General features: G+C 39.7%; 17 protein-coding genes. 4 read left to right on the forward strand and 13 right to left on the reverse strand.

Annotated elements, in window-relative coordinates:
* Positions 1-23 precede the first annotated feature (23 nt).
* From ACFX4H_RS06250 to ACFX4H_RS06260, 3 genes are all read left to right on the forward strand, one after another.
* Positions 24-437, forward strand: a complete 414-nt coding sequence (locus ACFX4H_RS06250) for a VOC family protein (RefSeq protein ID WP_034311993.1) — start codon at positions 24-26, stop codon at positions 435-437.
* A gap of 282 nt (positions 438-719) precedes the next feature.
* Positions 720-1220: a VOC family protein gene (locus tag ACFX4H_RS06255; protein WP_377434557.1), complete on the forward strand. Its 501-nt coding sequence runs from the start codon at positions 720-722 to the stop codon at positions 1218-1220.
* 165 nt (positions 1221-1385) lie between these two features.
* The gene (locus ACFX4H_RS06260; protein WP_241636436.1) at positions 1386-1937 is read left to right on the forward strand and encodes a ribonuclease FAU-1 family protein; all 552 of its coding nucleotides are present in this window, start codon (positions 1386-1388) and stop codon (positions 1935-1937) included.
* Positions 1938-2025: 88 nt separating this feature from the next.
* On the opposite strand, the gene ACFX4H_RS06265 is transcribed toward ACFX4H_RS06260, so the two are convergent.
* Positions 2026-2676, reverse strand: a complete 651-nt coding sequence (locus ACFX4H_RS06265; RefSeq protein WP_063591164.1) for a lysozyme family protein — start codon at positions 2674-2676, stop codon at positions 2026-2028.
* A gap of 156 nt (positions 2677-2832) precedes the next feature.
* On the opposite strand from ACFX4H_RS06265, the gene ACFX4H_RS06270 reads away from it, so the two are divergent.
* Positions 2833-2988, forward strand: a complete 156-nt coding sequence (locus ACFX4H_RS06270; RefSeq protein ID WP_082609346.1) for a DUF4021 domain-containing protein — start codon at positions 2833-2835, stop codon at positions 2986-2988.
* Positions 2989-3176: 188 nt separating this feature from the next.
* On the opposite strand, the gene ACFX4H_RS06275 is transcribed toward ACFX4H_RS06270, so the two are convergent.
* The 12 genes from ACFX4H_RS06275 to ACFX4H_RS06330 form a co-directional block, all read right to left on the reverse strand.
* A complete protein-coding gene (locus ACFX4H_RS06275) occupies positions 3177-3962 on the reverse strand; it encodes a glucose 1-dehydrogenase (protein WP_377434559.1) in 786 nt (261 codons plus the stop codon).
* Positions 3963-4013: 51 nt separating this feature from the next.
* Complete coding sequence (locus ACFX4H_RS06280) at positions 4014-4766, reverse strand: SDR family NAD(P)-dependent oxidoreductase (RefSeq protein ID WP_377434560.1); 753 nt, start codon at positions 4764-4766, stop codon at positions 4014-4016.
* A 34-nt stretch (positions 4767-4800) separates the two neighbouring features.
* Entirely contained in the window at positions 4801-5394 is a 594-nt protein-coding gene (locus ACFX4H_RS06285; RefSeq protein WP_377434757.1) for an SDR family NAD(P)-dependent oxidoreductase, read from the reverse strand.
* A gap of 302 nt (positions 5395-5696) precedes the next feature.
* Positions 5697-6347 carry a GntR family transcriptional regulator gene (locus tag ACFX4H_RS06290; RefSeq protein WP_098865803.1) on the reverse strand — a complete coding sequence of 217 codons (651 nt, stop codon included), beginning with the start codon at positions 6345-6347 and terminating at the stop codon, positions 5697-5699.
* 147 nt (positions 6348-6494) lie between these two features.
* Complete coding sequence (locus tag ACFX4H_RS06295; protein ID WP_377434563.1) at positions 6495-7292, reverse strand: DUF2935 domain-containing protein; 798 nt, start codon at positions 7290-7292, stop codon at positions 6495-6497.
* A gap of 366 nt (positions 7293-7658) precedes the next feature.
* Complete coding sequence (locus tag ACFX4H_RS06300; RefSeq protein ID WP_053535000.1) at positions 7659-7991, reverse strand: AtuA-related protein; 333 nt, start codon at positions 7989-7991, stop codon at positions 7659-7661.
* Positions 7963-9348: an acyclic terpene utilization AtuA family protein gene (locus tag ACFX4H_RS06305; protein ID WP_377434567.1), complete on the reverse strand. Its 1386-nt coding sequence runs from the start codon at positions 9346-9348 to the stop codon at positions 7963-7965. Before ACFX4H_RS06305 ends, ACFX4H_RS06300 begins: the two co-directional genes overlap by 29 nt.
* A 51-nt stretch (positions 9349-9399) precedes the next feature.
* Positions 9400-10332 carry an HpcH/HpaI aldolase/citrate lyase family protein gene (locus tag ACFX4H_RS06310; protein WP_377434570.1) on the reverse strand — a complete coding sequence of 311 codons (933 nt, stop codon included), beginning with the start codon at positions 10330-10332 and terminating at the stop codon, positions 9400-9402.
* A complete protein-coding gene (locus ACFX4H_RS06315) occupies positions 10304-11464 on the reverse strand; it encodes a CaiB/BaiF CoA transferase family protein (protein WP_377434572.1) in 1161 nt (386 codons plus the stop codon). The genes ACFX4H_RS06310 and ACFX4H_RS06315 overlap by 29 nt, the downstream gene beginning before the upstream one ends.
* 37 nt (positions 11465-11501) lie before the next feature.
* The gene (locus tag ACFX4H_RS06320; protein ID WP_377434575.1) at positions 11502-12800 is read right to left on the reverse strand and encodes a CitMHS family transporter; all 1299 of its coding nucleotides are present in this window, start codon (positions 12798-12800) and stop codon (positions 11502-11504) included.
* Positions 12801-12983: 183 nt separating this feature from the next.
* Positions 12984-13925, reverse strand: a complete 942-nt coding sequence (locus tag ACFX4H_RS06325; RefSeq protein WP_377434578.1) for a hydroxymethylglutaryl-CoA lyase — start codon at positions 13923-13925, stop codon at positions 12984-12986.
* 14 nt (positions 13926-13939) lie between these two features.
* Positions 13940-15190, reverse strand: coding sequence for a CaiB/BaiF CoA transferase family protein (locus ACFX4H_RS06330; RefSeq protein WP_268936993.1), 1251 nt, complete (start codon positions 15188-15190; stop codon positions 13940-13942).
* Between the last annotated feature and the right edge of the window lie 104 nt (positions 15191-15294).

Consider the following 15294-nt stretch of genomic DNA (forward strand, 5'->3'; position numbering starts at 1 on the left):
ATAAGAAAATAGGAGTGAGATACATGTCAGTTGATGCATATCTTAATTTTAATGGGAATTGTCGACAAGCAGTAGAGTTCTACGCAGAGGTTTTTGGAACGGAACAACCAAATATCATGACCTTTGGGGAAACACCGCCTAATCCGGAATTTCCCCTTCCAGAAGAAGCGAAAGATTTAGTCATGCATTCAAGGCTTACTATTAATGGGAGCAATATCATGTTTTCAGATACTTTTCCTGGTATGCCTTTTGTAGAAGGAAATAACATCAGCCTGGCATATGTCGGTAATGATGTGGAGGAAATTAAATCGATCTTTAACAAACTAAGTGAAGGCGGCACGGTTGGTCTAGAGCTGCAGGAAACATTCTGGAGTAAAATTTACGGTCAGTTAACCGATAAATTCGGAATCCAATGGCAATTTAACTTCGAAAGCTGAGAAACGGAATTTGGATATAGGACTTTTCATGGTTGAAAAGTTTCTATATCCTTTTGTATTTCCATCACCATAAGGCTAGGATATTGTAACAAGCAAAGGATTAAGGGGATTAGTTAAATGATCGGTTGGAATACACAAAACACAACCTAACTTTACATCATTATCTTGGTTCATGATAAAAGGTGTATAGTGAAAGGGTACTTTCAATGTATTTAATCTTATCGAATCAATTCTCATTTCCTGATCATAATAGCAAGGATGAAACAATAAAGGAGAAAAATCATGAAAAACAAAATTCAAAAAATCACAACTAACCTTTGGTTTGATTCACAAGCCGAAGAGGCGGCGAAGTTCTACACATCCATCTTTGAAAATTCTAAGATTGGAAGAATCACTATCTATGGAAATGAAGGAAATCAAATCCATGGAAAGACAATGGGTTCTGTGATGACCGTGGAGTTTGAATTGGAAGGACAAACATTCGTAGCATTAAATGGCGGTCCTCAATTCAAATTCACAGAGGCAATATCATTTATCATCCATTGCGAGGATCAAAAAGAATTGGACTATTATTGGGGAAAGCTCTCGGAAGGCGGAGATGAAAAGGCGCAAGTGTGCGGTTGGCTAAAAGATCAATTTGGCGTGTCATGGCAAATCATCCCAGAAAATCTAACCGAGATGGTGAACGACTCCAATCCTGAAAAATCGGAAAGAATGATGAAAGCGCTGCTCCAAATGAAAAAAATTGACATTAAAACTTTAGAGCAGGCATATCAAGGTTAAGTTTTCCAATAAACAACATTCTGATTAGGCAGAAGAGTGAACGATTTTGAAGTAGTTAAAACCTAATTTCCCGGTACTTGTGAAATTAGGTTTTGATATTTACCAAAGTAGAAAAGAAACAAATGGCATAATGATCTAGATGGTTTTTAAGGGAGAAATAAGATGATGGACAAAATATTCACAACAGCACTTCAACGTGGCAATGAAATAATTGAAAGAAAAATCCGCTATGACTCTTTAGTTGTAGAACATACCTGTTTGCTATTAAACGCACAAAATCATCATGTCGTGCTTTTTCATGAAATCATGGATGCGTTCACGATGAAAGCGGGTCCTATAGAATTAAACATACCCATTGGAAGTTATACGATAGCTTATTATTGGAAAGGCCGCCCTTATAATTTATACATTTGGAGAGATAATGAAGGCAATTATTTGGGTTCCTATTTTAATATTGTAAAAAATACATATATGGCGGATAAGTTGTTATCCTTTGAGGATTTGATCATTGATATCATGGTGCTTCCGGATGGGTCACATTTTATTTTGGACGAGGAAGAGTTACCTGTGCCCTTAGAGCAATTTGAGAGTGGTTCTGTTAAACAAGCCTTAAACTCTTTACTTGATTCCATTGATACCCTTCTTTCACAAATTATTGAGGAATCCGGGAAACTCTATAAACATAACGACCTCCTTCCATGGTTGAACAATAAATGACAAACGTTTTGATTCTTTGAACTCCGCAAAAGAGGTAGCATTACCATTAACAAAAAGCCTACTTCATTCAGTAGGCTTTTTGTTCCCCTCACTCACCATCAGCTTGAGCCGATATACTGTTGCCAAGCTCCTCAATGTTCTTGGATACCTTTGCACTATATGAGTAGTCCCCGTAGCAATATGGGTACCGAAAATTATCCTTGTCCCCGCCGCAATCATAGAGCTTGGGGTTCTTTTCGACCTGAAGCATGGAGAACTTCTTCGCAAGCTCTTCATTATGCTTGCCCCCTTCATTCGCCACGAAATCAATATAACCAATTCCCATGTTATATGCTTGAATGATCGTGGCAAAATCCACGCCCTTTTCATTGCCATATTCATTGATCCTCTTAAAATGTTTCACCCCATACTTAATGCTTTCCGTTGGATCTGTGATTGTATTTGGATCAAGACCCGCTGACTCAGATGCCTGCATTGGGTCACCGCCCCGTCCTCGGCTTTCCTGCTGCATCAAAGCAATCAATGTCGAAGTATGCTCCTCAAGTCCGTATTTAGCCAACTCCCCTTGAAGGAGTGAGCTATACTTTTTTACGTTCGCGAAAGAATCAAGCGTATTTACTGATGTGGAAACATTTTCGGAATAGGGGGTTTTCATGATCTCCTTAATGAGCAAAAATGCAAAAATCAGGATGAAAATGGTAAAAACTTTCTTTGATTTCTTACGTTTCTTCTTCTTCACATTCTCTCTCCGATATCTCTAAGTTAATATATTTATATCTTAACAAATAGTAAGACTAATAACTATTTAGAATACCCAATTAAACGTTTTGTAAATGAGATTACCATGCATATTTTATCGAACGATGAGACACCCTATTGGTTGGAGGTGATATGTATGGACAAGAAGAATGAAAAAGAAGAAATCCTTGATGATAAAAAGAAAAAATATAGAAACGAGTTTGGGGCAGATCCGGATGAACAAGAAATGAATGGTCTGTATGGTATGTTGGAAACTGAATATGAAGATAAGCTTCATGATAAAGAAAAGTAACGATTGGTTTCTTTAATGTTTGTTAAACGCCTTAATATGGCGTTTTTTTATGAGTTCCTTTACTATTCTAATGGTTCGTATTTCGTTTCATAATGTACTGATTTTTAAAATTTGAATTCATTTGGTCATTAAATAAAAGGATACGATTAAAAAGGGAGTGACCTAATACTGTCACTCCCTTTACACGTTTAGTATTGTGAAGATTGTCCGCCATCAATCGGAATGACAGCCCCGTTGATGAACTCCGATTCCCCTGATAATAGGAAGGCGACTAAACGGCCGACCTCTTCAGGTTTACCAAAGCGTTTCTTAGGATTCACACTGACGAAATCCGCCATTGCTTCTTCCCAATTTTCCCCGCCTATTTGCCTGAATGAACCTTCTACCATTGCCGTTAAGATAACTCCTGGTGCAATGGCATTTATGCTGATTCCATATTGACCATATTCTATGGCAGCTGTTTTCGTTAAGCCTGCAACAGCATGCTTACTCGCAACGTAAGCACTTTGGTTAAGCACAGCACGAATTCCACCTACGGAAGCCACGTTCACCACTGCCCCTGATCCTTGTTCTTTCATGATTGGCAGAATATATTTCATACCATAGAACACACCATTAATATTGATGTCCGTCACTTTGTTGAAAACTTTGCTATCGTATTCAGCCATAGGGGCTTGTTTACCTTCGATGCCCGCATTATTATAGAATGCATCAATTCTGCCATACTTGCTGATTGTTTGGTCTACATAGTTCTTTACTGCTTCTTCATCCGATACATCTGCAGTGACCAGAAGCACGTCCGATTTTGGTGCAATTTCCAAGATTAATTTTTTTGTCACTTCCAAAGATGCATCGTTTAAATCAACTAATGAAAGTTTAGCCCCTTCTTTAGCCAATTCCAATGCGGCTGCTTGTCCTAACCCTGATCCTGCTCCAGTAATGATTACAACTTTGCCATCAAATCGTTCACTCATTTGTCAAAACTCCCTTTTTAAGTTATCTCGAAAATCCTTTATTTATTATAATTATCCTTTAAAGCTTAAGAATCCATCATCAACAGGGATGACTTGTCCATTAATGGCGTCCGCTTTTTCAGAGAACAAGAACGTTACAACTTCAGCAACTTTTTCTGGCTGAATCAATTTTTTCCTCATATGAAGTTGTGCCAAACTTTCCAGGAACTCTTGATCTTCACCAATGATCGGCGTTTCGATGAAACCTGGTGCAACGCCGACAACACGAATCCCATATTGCGCAAGTTCAATGGCACCGGATTTAGTCATGGCGATGACTGCAGCTTTTGCGGCATGGTAATTAAAGCTGCCAATTGAAACCATCGTCCCATATATAGAAGCTGTATTAACGATCGTTGCCCCAGTTACACCAAGCTCGACCATCTTCCTTGCTGCATAATACATGCCATAATATACGCCGTGTTGGTCAACATCAACGACTCTGTGGTATGATTCTGGATCCATTTCCAAAAATGGTTTTACTAGCCCAATTCCAGCGTTGTTGAATATGCCATTGATGGTGCCATGGTTGGCAATTGCTGCTTCGACCATCGCTTCCACTTCTTCCGCTTTAGCTACGTCCACTTTCACAAAAGATGCCGTGCCTCCCTTTTGTTGAATAGATTCAGCCGTTTCCTTAGCGGCAACATCATTATAATCAGCAGCTACGACAATAGCTCCCTGATCAGCTAATTTATATGCCGTTTCTTTACCAATTCCGCTGCCCGCTCCTGTAATTATTATGACTTTTCCTTTTAAACTCATATATGTGTCCCCCTTTAATAATGTTTTTTGCTAATCAGATTAAAATGGCCCCTCCGTCGATTACAAGTTCTTGACCGGTAATGTGGCTGGAAAGATCGGATACTAAGTACATCATTAGATTTGCAACTTCCTGAGGCTCAGCATACCGGCCATCCGGAGTCGTTGCTTCCAACTGTTTTCTAGCCGTTTCTGCTGCCGCGGAATCACCTTGACCAAATCCGCTTTCAATCGACCGCATCATAGCTGTATTGACGACATCTGGGCAGACCGCATTCACCCGGACACCATGTGGAGCAACTTCGACACCAGCTGTTTTCGTCATTCCAAGAACCGCATGTTTACATGCGCCATACGCCATCATATTTGGCGTTGCCAGTAAACCCGCTCCAGAAGCTGTATTCACGACTGCCCAGCTTTTTTGTTCAATCATATGTGGCAATACATGTTTCAAGCTCAAGAAAACGCCGCGTACATTTATTGTCATTAATTGATCGAAAACCTCAGTAGGATAATCGATAAGGGGCATTATTTTGCCTTCCCACCCGGCATTATTCAAGAAAATATCGATTTCCCATAGGAATCTATCGTTTTTGGACATAATTTTTAATATCGGCTTCCTTTGTAACATCGGCATTTACGAATTTCGCTTCGCCGCCGTTTTCTTTGATTTTATTTACCGTTTGCATTCCAGCCTCTTAGGAAAGGTCTACAACAACCACTTTGGCTCCATTTTCTGAAAGTGTAATAGATGCTGCCCGGCCGATCACCCGCCGCCGGTAACAATTGCTACTTTTTCTGTAAAATCGAATGCTTGCATACTATTCTCCCTTTCTCCCTTTAATCTTGGTGAAGATATTCTTGTTTGAATACGATTACACCATATCATTAATTTTGTCGATTGTCGACAATTTAGTTTTAGAGTCAAAGACTCTACATCACTCCACGACTCAAGGCTTCATGAATTTCATTTTTTGCTTTAACGAAATCATCTTCTAGAATGGCCTCAATGGACATTTTTAATCTGAAATGGAAGTTTTCCATCGTTTCCGTATTCCATTGACTTTGGGCAAAAACCATAAGGATATGACTGGCTTCTTCAAAAAATCTTGATAATGCTTTATTATTAGCGATTGAAAAAATATAGCGAAATATCTGTGTTGCCCTTTTTTGATACTCGATTACATTCCTATTTTCACACTCATCGGTTGCACTTTCCAAATGCCTTTGTAATGATTGCTTATTTTCTGCATGCCACTTCCCTTGGGAAAAATCAATGCCCATCTGGATCAACCCGATCGTAACATCATTATATTCAATGATTTCCTTTTGTGAAAATGGCTTGACGATCGTTCCCCGCCGCGGCATCCTCTCAACAATACCGTCAACCTGCAATAAATAAAGGGCTTCGCGTACGGGTGCACGGCTAGTGTTCAATTCTTTGGAAATGTCTTCTTCGACGATTTTCTCTCCAGCTTCTATTTCACCTTCAATGATTTTTTTTAAAATGTGTTTAGCGATTTGTTGTGGTAACGATTCTCCAAAATAAATGCCATCTGTCAAATTGGAAGCATTTCCAAACATCTTTCAGCACTCCTATACTTCTATAATTAATTTTAGTTCTTCTAGTATAACATAAGGATAGGAATTAACTTCCTTTATAAATCACAACCATTAAGGAAAGCACATTTAAAGAGCCCGTTTAAAGAAAGGGCTCCATGAGGTACTTTTTTATTCGACTAGCCTCGGTTTCGCTGGATCGCAATTTGGCTTTTCCATGTCTGTCGATTCAGCGAGTTTCGTTAAATAATAACATTCTTCACGCCACATATGATCGGCCATTAATGGCGAAAAAGTTCCAAGAGCCTGCGCACTGAGGTCAAGCTCCTCCAATTCAAGCAGGAAGTGCTGGAAGAATTTAATTTCCAATGTGACGTCCGCATTCATTTTTTCCAACGCTGGGAATGTTGACAGATTAGTTCGTAAAAATCCAGCCATTTCAACAGCTTTTAAATAAAAATCATTAAAATGTTTTTTATATTGCTCACTTTTCTCTTTTAATCTTTTTTCAACATCATCCAAATTGGTTGATATTGTACCTGCATGCCCTGCTGCATCTAGCAGCCAAAGCAAATGATGATGAAGTTCATGAAAAATCGGCGGCATTTGATTTGCATTGAAATATTTCAATAATCTTAAATATTCTTCTAATTCGTTCACCATATGATTAATGAATGAAGGTGAAAGATGTATTTTAATTTTACCTACCAGATGCTCTTTTAAAAGACATAGCTTAAACTCCCGAAATCTTAATGTTTCTTGTTCTGCTGTGGCAGTAAGTTGCGAAATTTCTTCCGAATTGGCTTTACCAAGGAGAGTATCAAAAATTTGAATGAATTCTGAGGCAATTTCAATGTATTCCACTTCGACCGGAGCTAAAGACTCGTGGATGAACCTGGCATGGTCTCCTAAGATTTGCAGCCAAAACCGATGCTCGAATCTTGCTGTTTTCTCCAAAAACTCGTTCATTTGCTCTCCCCCATAATATAAAGTATCGAAAACACTTATTATTTTTATTCCTTTAAGGAAATACTTATGAACAAAAAATGAACAAAGGTCAGCAAATTTTTATTAAATGATCATCATTCTTTACGGAAAGAGAAAGGGGCCCTGCACCCCTCTGCTCTTCAACTTATACTAACCAAGCAACATTTGAATGCTTCCTCACTTGCTATACTCATATAATCCTATCGTAGCGATCGGATTGTTTGATCAAAATGATGTATAACAAAGTGTCAGCTTATATGTTAGGGTGGATACCAAAAGAATATCTCCTCAAAATATCGGGATACAAAAAACGAGCCCTTGAATATTTGGCTCGCTTTCATAAGAAAATTAATAATTTGGGTCATGTACATCAGCTTCCATATCGATTTCCATATCCATTAGGGCTGAGCTCATGCTTTTTCCATGTCTATCCAAAGCAAGTGATTTTGTGACTCCTCCGCCTAGAGCGTTTTGCATGACAAAGTTCAATGCGCCAATTTTCGGCAGTTCATACCTAACCACATCACCCTTCACTATTTCGTGAAAGTAATCCTTAACCTTTGCTGCAGTTACCTGTTTTTTTACTTTCTCAAAATCCTCCATACGATAGACGATGACTGAAATATTTGAAATATTTCCTTTATCCCCTGTTCTAGAGTGAGCGACTTGCTTGAGTTTCAATCTTGTCTACCTCCTCGTACGTTACGTCGATTTTAATATCTTCGCTAGGAATAAGAATTGAAGCAATGGATACAACCTCTTGGACATTAACCCGAACACCACCGCCTCCAGCAGGCCCATTAGTATATAAAGCTTCCACCTCTTGGCCGATTAAGTTAGCGCCTACTTTATCAGCTGTCCTGGCTGCAACCCTTAATCGTACCTCCGATAGTTTTTCTCTGTTATACAACGGTTCCGATATAGAAGATCCATATAGCGAATTAGAACCAATATGATCGAATCTAATTTCTTGAATCTCAATATTTGCCTGAATTAACCGGTGTCTCACTACTTCTTCCGCCAGTCTTGACCTTCCCAAACAACCCGAACCTCCGTAACTGATTTCTGCTTCAACTATGTATCCGTCCAAATAGCCGATGCTCGTTTTATAGTAACCGCTCTTCTCTTTTCCAGACACTCCCTTAATATGCACTTGGTTTGTTTCCTTTTCTATCACTTCTATTTGAGAAAAATCAGCGATAACATCCGGAGTTAGATATCGGGTTGGGTCATGAATTTCATATACAACCTGTTCCTTTACGGTAGCAGCCGTAACCATGCCTCCCGAAACCTCAAGCTTGGTTAAAAGAAAGTTCCCATTTTCCTGTACTTCGGCGATCGGATAACCGACATTCCATAAGTCAGGAACATCCTTATACCCCGGATCTGCGAAATAACCACCGGTCACTTGGGCTCCACACTCGAGTAAATGACCAGCGGCTGTCCCCTTACCAAGAAGCTCATAGTCTGTATCCTGCCAACCAAATTCATGTTTAAGTGGTGCAACTACTAATGAAGGATCAGATACCCGGCCCGTAATTACAATATCTGCACCTTCTCGCAAAGCGGAAACAATTCCTGAAATTCCGATATAGGCATTTGCAGAAATGATGGAAGACTTCACCTCTTTCAAAGGGACTCCGGTTTCTATTATTGTGCAATCCATGTACTTCCCAATGTTCGGATATACATCATCTCCACTTACAGCTGCTATTTTTAAATGTCCGATGCCATTTTCCTCTGCTAATTGCTTAACGATCTTAGCGGCTGCGAGAGGGTTTGCTGCTCCCATATTGGTGATTAATGTGACATCATTCTCGATGCACAGTGATAAGACTTTTTCCATACGATACTTCAATAAATGGTTGTACCCCTTATCAGGATTTTTCATTTTCTCCTGCTGAGCAAGGGCTATTGTCCTTTCTGCTAAACATTCAAAGATGATGTAATCCAAATTTCCTTTTTGAATTAATTCCATCGCAGGCTCAATTCGATCGCCTGCATATCCTGCACCCGAACCAATTCTAATCTTCTTCATAATAACTTCCTCCCTTCAAGCTCCAGTAGAATCACGAGCGATACTTGATCGTCAAGCTTGATATAAATTAACTGATTGAAGGGTACGCTTAGCACGTTCTACAATAGGAAGATCAATCATTTTCCCTTTAAGCTGCAAAACGCCTTCCCCTTTGACTAATGCCTGTTCGAACGCACTTACAATTCTTTCTGCTTCCTCGATTTCTTCAGGACTTGGGGTAAAGACCTGGTTTACAAGATCGACCTGATCTGGATGAATGATTAATTTCCCTTGAAATCCAAGCTCCTTAACAAGCTGGGTTTCGGCTAGAAAGCCTTTATGATCTTTTATATCAACAAAAACCGTGTCTATAGGTGGTCCAACTCCCGCAGCCCTGGAAGTAACAACCAATTGAGATCTTGCATAGAGCAATTCATGGGCATTCTTCGTTATGGTTGCATTTATATCGAATGCATAGTCCATGGAACCGAAAGCAAGCTGCTGAACTCTCTGACTAGCAGAAGCGATTTCAAAAGAATTATATAATCCTAAAGCAGACTCTATTAAAGGTACAATTTTTATTTGGCTCTTATTTAGATTCCTTTTTGATTCCCTTTCAACTAATAAATGATCCAAAGACCTAATTTCTTCTTTTGTCTCAACTTTCGGTAATACAATTCCTGTCAAACCGAGATCAATTAGATCAAGTAAGTCATCGTAAAAATATGGTGTGTGAAATCCATTTATTCTGATGTAATTTTCCTTTTCCTGATTCGCCTTGATATATTTCCTCACTAAATCTCTTGCATCTTTTTTTCCTTCTGGAGAAACAGCATCTTCTAAATCATAAATGAATACATCGGCACATAATTGCTGCACTTTCTTTAATTTCTTTTCATCAGACCCAGGAATGAACATCCATGTCCGAGTAATCATAACTTCACCCCTTTTCATTTTTCCATCATTAGGGAATGCCTTATATTTTTCCGATGATTTCGTTTTCAAATCCAAACTCCTTTAGGATAGACTCTGTATGCTCGCCAACATCCGGTATAGGATTCATGACCGGCTCCAAATCATCGAAAGTAACAGGAGGGATGAGTGCATTTAATTTTCCAGCAGGAGAATCGACTTCTCGCCAACGTCCCCGGACCTTCAATTGTGGATGTTTGATGAATTCCTCTACCGTATTTAAATGGGCATTCGCAATTTTTGCTTTTTCAAGTTTTTCAATTATCTCACTCGAGTTCATTTTTTGAAAAACAGCGTCAATCATTTCCTTGAGAATATCGCTATTGGAAACGCGGAATACATTACTATGAAACCTTCTATCTGTAATTAATTCAGATTTTTCTAACACTTGTGTGCAAAAGCTTTCCCACTCCCGCTCATTTTGAATGCCCAAGAATACTAATTTTCCATCCCCTGCTAGGAACGGACCATAAGGATAAATCGTTGCGTGATTTGCCCCAGTTCGCTTCGGATCCGTCCCACCATACCCAGAATAGTATAGTGGATATCCCATCCATTCTCCCAACGCCTCAAGCATTGAAACCTCCATCACCTTTCCTTTACCTGTCCTAAAACGAGAAATAAGTGCAGTTAATATACCAGAGTACGCATACATACCTGCTGCAATATCCGCAATCGATATGCCTGTTTTCGATGGAGTGTCTTCTGTACCAGTAATGGAAACGACACCTGCCTCACATTGAATGAGTAAATCGTATGCCTTTTTATCCATATAAGGACCGAACGTACCATAACCAGAAATTCCGCAAATCACAAGTTGAGGATATTTTTCTTTGAGGACAGAGGAACTAAAACCAAGTCGATCGACAGCTCCGGGTGCCAGGTTTTGAATGAATACGTCCGCCTCCGAAAGCAATTTATCCAAAACCATCTTTGCTCCATCCTGTTTTAGATCAAGGGTCAAGGATTCTTTCGATCGATTGAGCCAGACAAAGTGGCTCGACATTCCGTGAACGGTTGAATCATAGTTTCGTGCAAAATCTCCAGATCCAGGCCTCTCTACCTTTATCACACGTGCCCCTAAGTCTGCCAACTGCCGAGATGCAAATGGAGCTGCGACTGCCTGTTCTAATGACACAACTGTAATTCCCTCAAGAGGTAACATTGAACCACTCCCTAATTGAATTTCCAAACTAATTTATTTAAAGAGGTATTGCCCCTGTAAGCAATGACACGATTGTCATCACGATAGTACTGCCAAAAGCCCAGAAAAAAATCTTTTTCTGAAGATCTCCCAAATCAACCTTACATAATCCAATAAGGACAAACACAGACGGATTCAATGGACTCAAGGGAAAACCCGTTGTCCCGTTCCCTAATAATGCAGCCCTGCCAATTTCTATTGGGTCAACACCAAAGGCTCCCCCGGCCTCACTTAGTACAGGAAGCAGCCCATAATAAAAGGCATCAGGAGAAAATATTAAACTTAATGGCATACTGACCACGGCTACCAGGATTGGCAGATGGCCTCCCAGCCAATCCGGTATGGCTGAAACCATAGAAACAGCCATGGCGTCAATCATCTTAGTTCCTGAAAGAATTCCTGTGAAAATACCAGCCGCGAATATGGTCGTACATACCATAACCATGCTTTGGGCATGGGAAGCAATTTGTTCTTGCTGTTTTTTCACGTCAGGAAAATTCACTAACAAAGCAATGGCGAAAGCAACAATGAATAATACAGGAACTGGAATTATTTCCATTATTAGTGCGAAAATCAAAGAAATGGTTAAGATTAAATTGAACCAATAGAGTTTCGGTAGACTCGATGACATTTCTAGTGTTGCCGCGATTTCTCCCGATTCCAATGAATCGCCTTTGTTCGAAATAATGCCAATTCTTTTTCGTTCTTTTTTACCAAATATATACGATACAAATACTACCCATACAGCCCCAGCTAACATGGCTGGAATGATGGGATTAAACAATTCGGAGGACTCCGCCCCAAGGGAAACCATTGCCCTAGCTAGCGGCCCTCCCCATGGAATAATATTCATGACCCCCGCACCCAACGCCACTACTCCTGCTAATGTAAGTGAGCTCATGCCCAACCTCTTATAAATTGGCAACAAAGCGGTGACTGTTATCATGAAAGTTGCAGAACCGTCCCCATCCAAAGCAACAACTAAAGTTATGATAGCCGTGGCCATTACTATTTTTAGAGGATCTCCTTTTGCAAAACGAATGAGCCGGGTTATCATTGGGTCAAATAAGCCCTTATCGATCATCAAACCAAAATACAAAATGGAGAAACCAATCATAATACCCGTCGGTGTAACTTTTGCAATTCCATCCAACATCATTTTCCCTATTTCCAACCCAAAACCGCCGATAAGTGCAAATATAATCGGCACAAGTGCAAATGCGATTAAAACAGAAACTCGTTTTGACATCACTAAATAAAGAAATGTACCAATCATCAGAAACCCTAAAATAGCCATTCACATATCCCCTTGTAAATGATTTATTTGTAGCCTTTATATCTTTTAAACGAAAGGGTTTGAAGAAAAATTCTATAAACCTTTTAAACTCTCCGAGAAAACGGTTACATTATTTGTCATGAAGAGAAATCGCCAGTTGCAATTTATATGGAGGGAGTGATATTTATTTGTATGAAAAAACGGTTAAGAGTTCTGTTTTACAATATCATTGGTGTTATTCTCTGGGGAGTATGGATTTTCTATTTTGTGGAGGTGGCCAGTCAATGTACGATTCGTCATTTTTTTTATCAGAGTTACACAATGCATGAGTTTATCAAAATCAATACCAGTCTCTATTCCCATTTCATGAAGCATGAATACAAAGTCTTCAGTTGCATCGTTTCCTGCCGCTCCAGGCGCAAAAGGACAACCGCCCAATCCTCCTATGGAAGTATCAAAAGAAGTGATACCTGCTTGCAATGCTGCTAATGAGTTGGCTTTTGATAAACCATAAGTATCATGGAAATGGGCAGCTATTTTCGCTGTGGGTGAGAGGTCCAAGGTTTTACCGAACAAATGATATACTTGCTTAGGATTAGCTCTGCCAATTGTATCGCAAAGCACAATTTCGTCCACATTTAATTTTTCTAATGCATGAACAAGGCCAAGGGTTGTCCCTTCCTGAACCGGACCTTCATATGGGCAATAAAAAGCTGTTGAGATATGGAACCGTATGAACATATTTTCATTCTTAGCTTCCTCTACGACAGAGGATAACTGGAATAAGGACTCTTTAATGGACATCCTTACATTTTTTTTATTGAACGTCTCACTTGCCGCAACAAACAAGGCTAAGCTGGTTGCCCCTACATCTTTAGCCAAATCAAATCCCCGCTTATTCGGAATCAATGTCATGTATTGCACATCTTCACGTTTGTTGATATTTCTAAAAACTTCGGCTCCATCTGCCATTTGTGGTACATGTTTGGGTGAAACGAATGAAGTAGCCTCCATTCTTTTAATCCCCGTCTCACTTAGTGCATGTATCAATTGCAATTTCGAGTCAGTTGGAATAAAGATCTTTTCATTTTGAATTCCGTCCCTCGGTCCAGACTCTATGATTTCAACACGTTTTGGTAAGTTCATTTTATTTCATCTCCTCATTTTGTACTGTTATTTTTCAGCTTACTAGTTTCATGATCTGAAATAACCCCGGAAGCGAGCCACTCATCATATTTATCCTCTGCTAGTTCCAAAACCCCCTTTAAAACCTGTTCTGTGTGCTCTCCTAGTTTTGGACCCGCCCAATTAATACTTCCGGGAGTTTTGCTCAATTTGGGTACAATACCTGGAACTTTTAGTTTTCCAAGGCCTTCAACATCCATTTTATAGATCATTTCCCTAGCAAGGAAATGTGGATCATGCATCATGTCCTCAACACTATAAATCGATCCTGCGGGTATGTCTGAATTATCAAGTAATACCAAGGCATCTGCTAAATTATGCTGGATTGTCCAACCACCAATAACTTCATCTAGATACTCAGCATTCTGTACACGACCGTCATTAGTTGAGAATTTATGGTCATCCCTTAAATCAGGCCTTTCAACAACATCCATAAGCCTCTTGAAAATGCCATCTCCATTTGCCCCAATCACAATATATTTCCCATCTCTGCAAGGGTATGTATTCGAAGGTGCAATTCCTGGGAGGGTGCTTCCGGTTCTTTCACGAATCACTCCGTAATGGTCGTACTCTGGAACTGCACTTTCCATTAAACTGAAAATAGATTCATATAGAGCGACGTCAACACATTGTCCTTCCCCCCCAGGTTGGTCTCTATGATATACAGCCATTAATGCCCCCATAACAGCATATAATGCAGTTACAGAATCTCCCAAGCTTACTCCGACCCTTGTTGGAGGCCTATCAGGATAGCCTGTTAAATAACGAATCCCCCCCATTGCTTCTCCAATACTTCCAAACCCCGGCTTATTTCGGTACGGTCCATCTTGGCCATATCCTGATACCCTAACCATAATGATCTTCGGATTAATTCTTTTTAAATCCTCATAGCCAAGCCCCCACTTCTCCATAGTCCCCGGTTTGAAGTTTTCAATAATAATATCGACTTCATTTGTTAATTCCCTTATGATCTCTTGGGCTTCCGTTTTTCGTAAGTCCAATGAAATACTTTTTTTGTTCCTGGATTGAACAAACCACCATAAGGATGTGCCCTCATATAGTAATCTCCAATTTCTAATGGGGTCCCCCTTTCCTGGTGGTTCTACTTTTATTACCTCGGCACCGAAGTCGGCCATTAATCTTCCGGCAAAAGGACCAGCTATCAAACTACCTAATTCCAAAACCTTTAATCCCTTCAACGCACCCTGTTTTATAACTTCACCCATGAGCATTCACCCCTTTTTAATATTTCTATCTAGGTAGATTACGGTTAAATATAAACGTTTCCTTTCTATAAAAATCAATTCATTAAAACAAAAACTTTCCTAAT

Origin of the sequence: Peribacillus sp. YIM B13477 (assembly GCF_042787955.1) — a bacterium.
GTDB lineage: Bacteria > Bacillota > Bacilli > Bacillales > DSM-1321 > Peribacillus > Peribacillus frigoritolerans.

Coding starts and splice junctions, on each gene's coding strand:
- ACFX4H_RS06250 (WP_034311993.1), top strand. CDS start 24: ATGTCAGTTGATGCATATCTTAATTTTAATGGGAATTGTCGACAAGCA.
- ACFX4H_RS06255 (WP_377434557.1), top strand. CDS start 720: ATGAAAAACAAAATTCAAAAAATCACAACTAACCTTTGGTTTGATTCA.
- ACFX4H_RS06260 (WP_241636436.1), top strand. CDS start 1,386: ATGGACAAAATATTCACAACAGCACTTCAACGTGGCAATGAAATAATT.
- ACFX4H_RS06270 (WP_082609346.1), top strand. CDS start 2,833: ATGGACAAGAAGAATGAAAAAGAAGAAATCCTTGATGATAAAAAGAAA.
- ACFX4H_RS06275 (WP_377434559.1), bottom strand. CDS start 3,962: ATGAGTGAACGATTTGATGGCAAAGTTGTAATCATTACTGGAGCAGGA.
- ACFX4H_RS06280 (WP_377434560.1), bottom strand. CDS start 4,766: ATGAGTTTAAAAGGAAAAGTCATAATAATTACAGGAGCGGGCAGCGGA.
- ACFX4H_RS06285 (WP_377434757.1), bottom strand. CDS start 5,394: ATGTTACAAAGGAAGCCGATATTAAAAATTATGTCCAAAAACGATAGA.
- ACFX4H_RS06290 (WP_098865803.1), bottom strand. CDS start 6,347: ATGTTTGGAAATGCTTCCAATTTGACAGATGGCATTTATTTTGGAGAA.
- ACFX4H_RS06295 (WP_377434563.1), bottom strand. CDS start 7,292: ATGAACGAGTTTTTGGAGAAAACAGCAAGATTCGAGCATCGGTTTTGG.
- ACFX4H_RS06305 (WP_377434567.1), bottom strand. CDS start 9,348: ATGAAGAAGATTAGAATTGGTTCGGGTGCAGGATATGCAGGCGATCGA.
- ACFX4H_RS06315 (WP_377434572.1), bottom strand. CDS start 11,464: ATGTTACCTCTTGAGGGAATTACAGTTGTGTCATTAGAACAGGCAGTC.
- ACFX4H_RS06320 (WP_377434575.1), bottom strand. CDS start 12,800: ATGGCTATTTTAGGGTTTCTGATGATTGGTACATTTCTTTATTTAGTG.
- ACFX4H_RS06325 (WP_377434578.1), bottom strand. CDS start 13,925: ATGAACTTACCAAAACGTGTTGAAATCATAGAGTCTGGACCGAGGGAC.
- ACFX4H_RS06330 (WP_268936993.1), bottom strand. CDS start 15,190: ATGGGTGAAGTTATAAAACAGGGTGCGTTGAAGGGATTAAAGGTTTTG.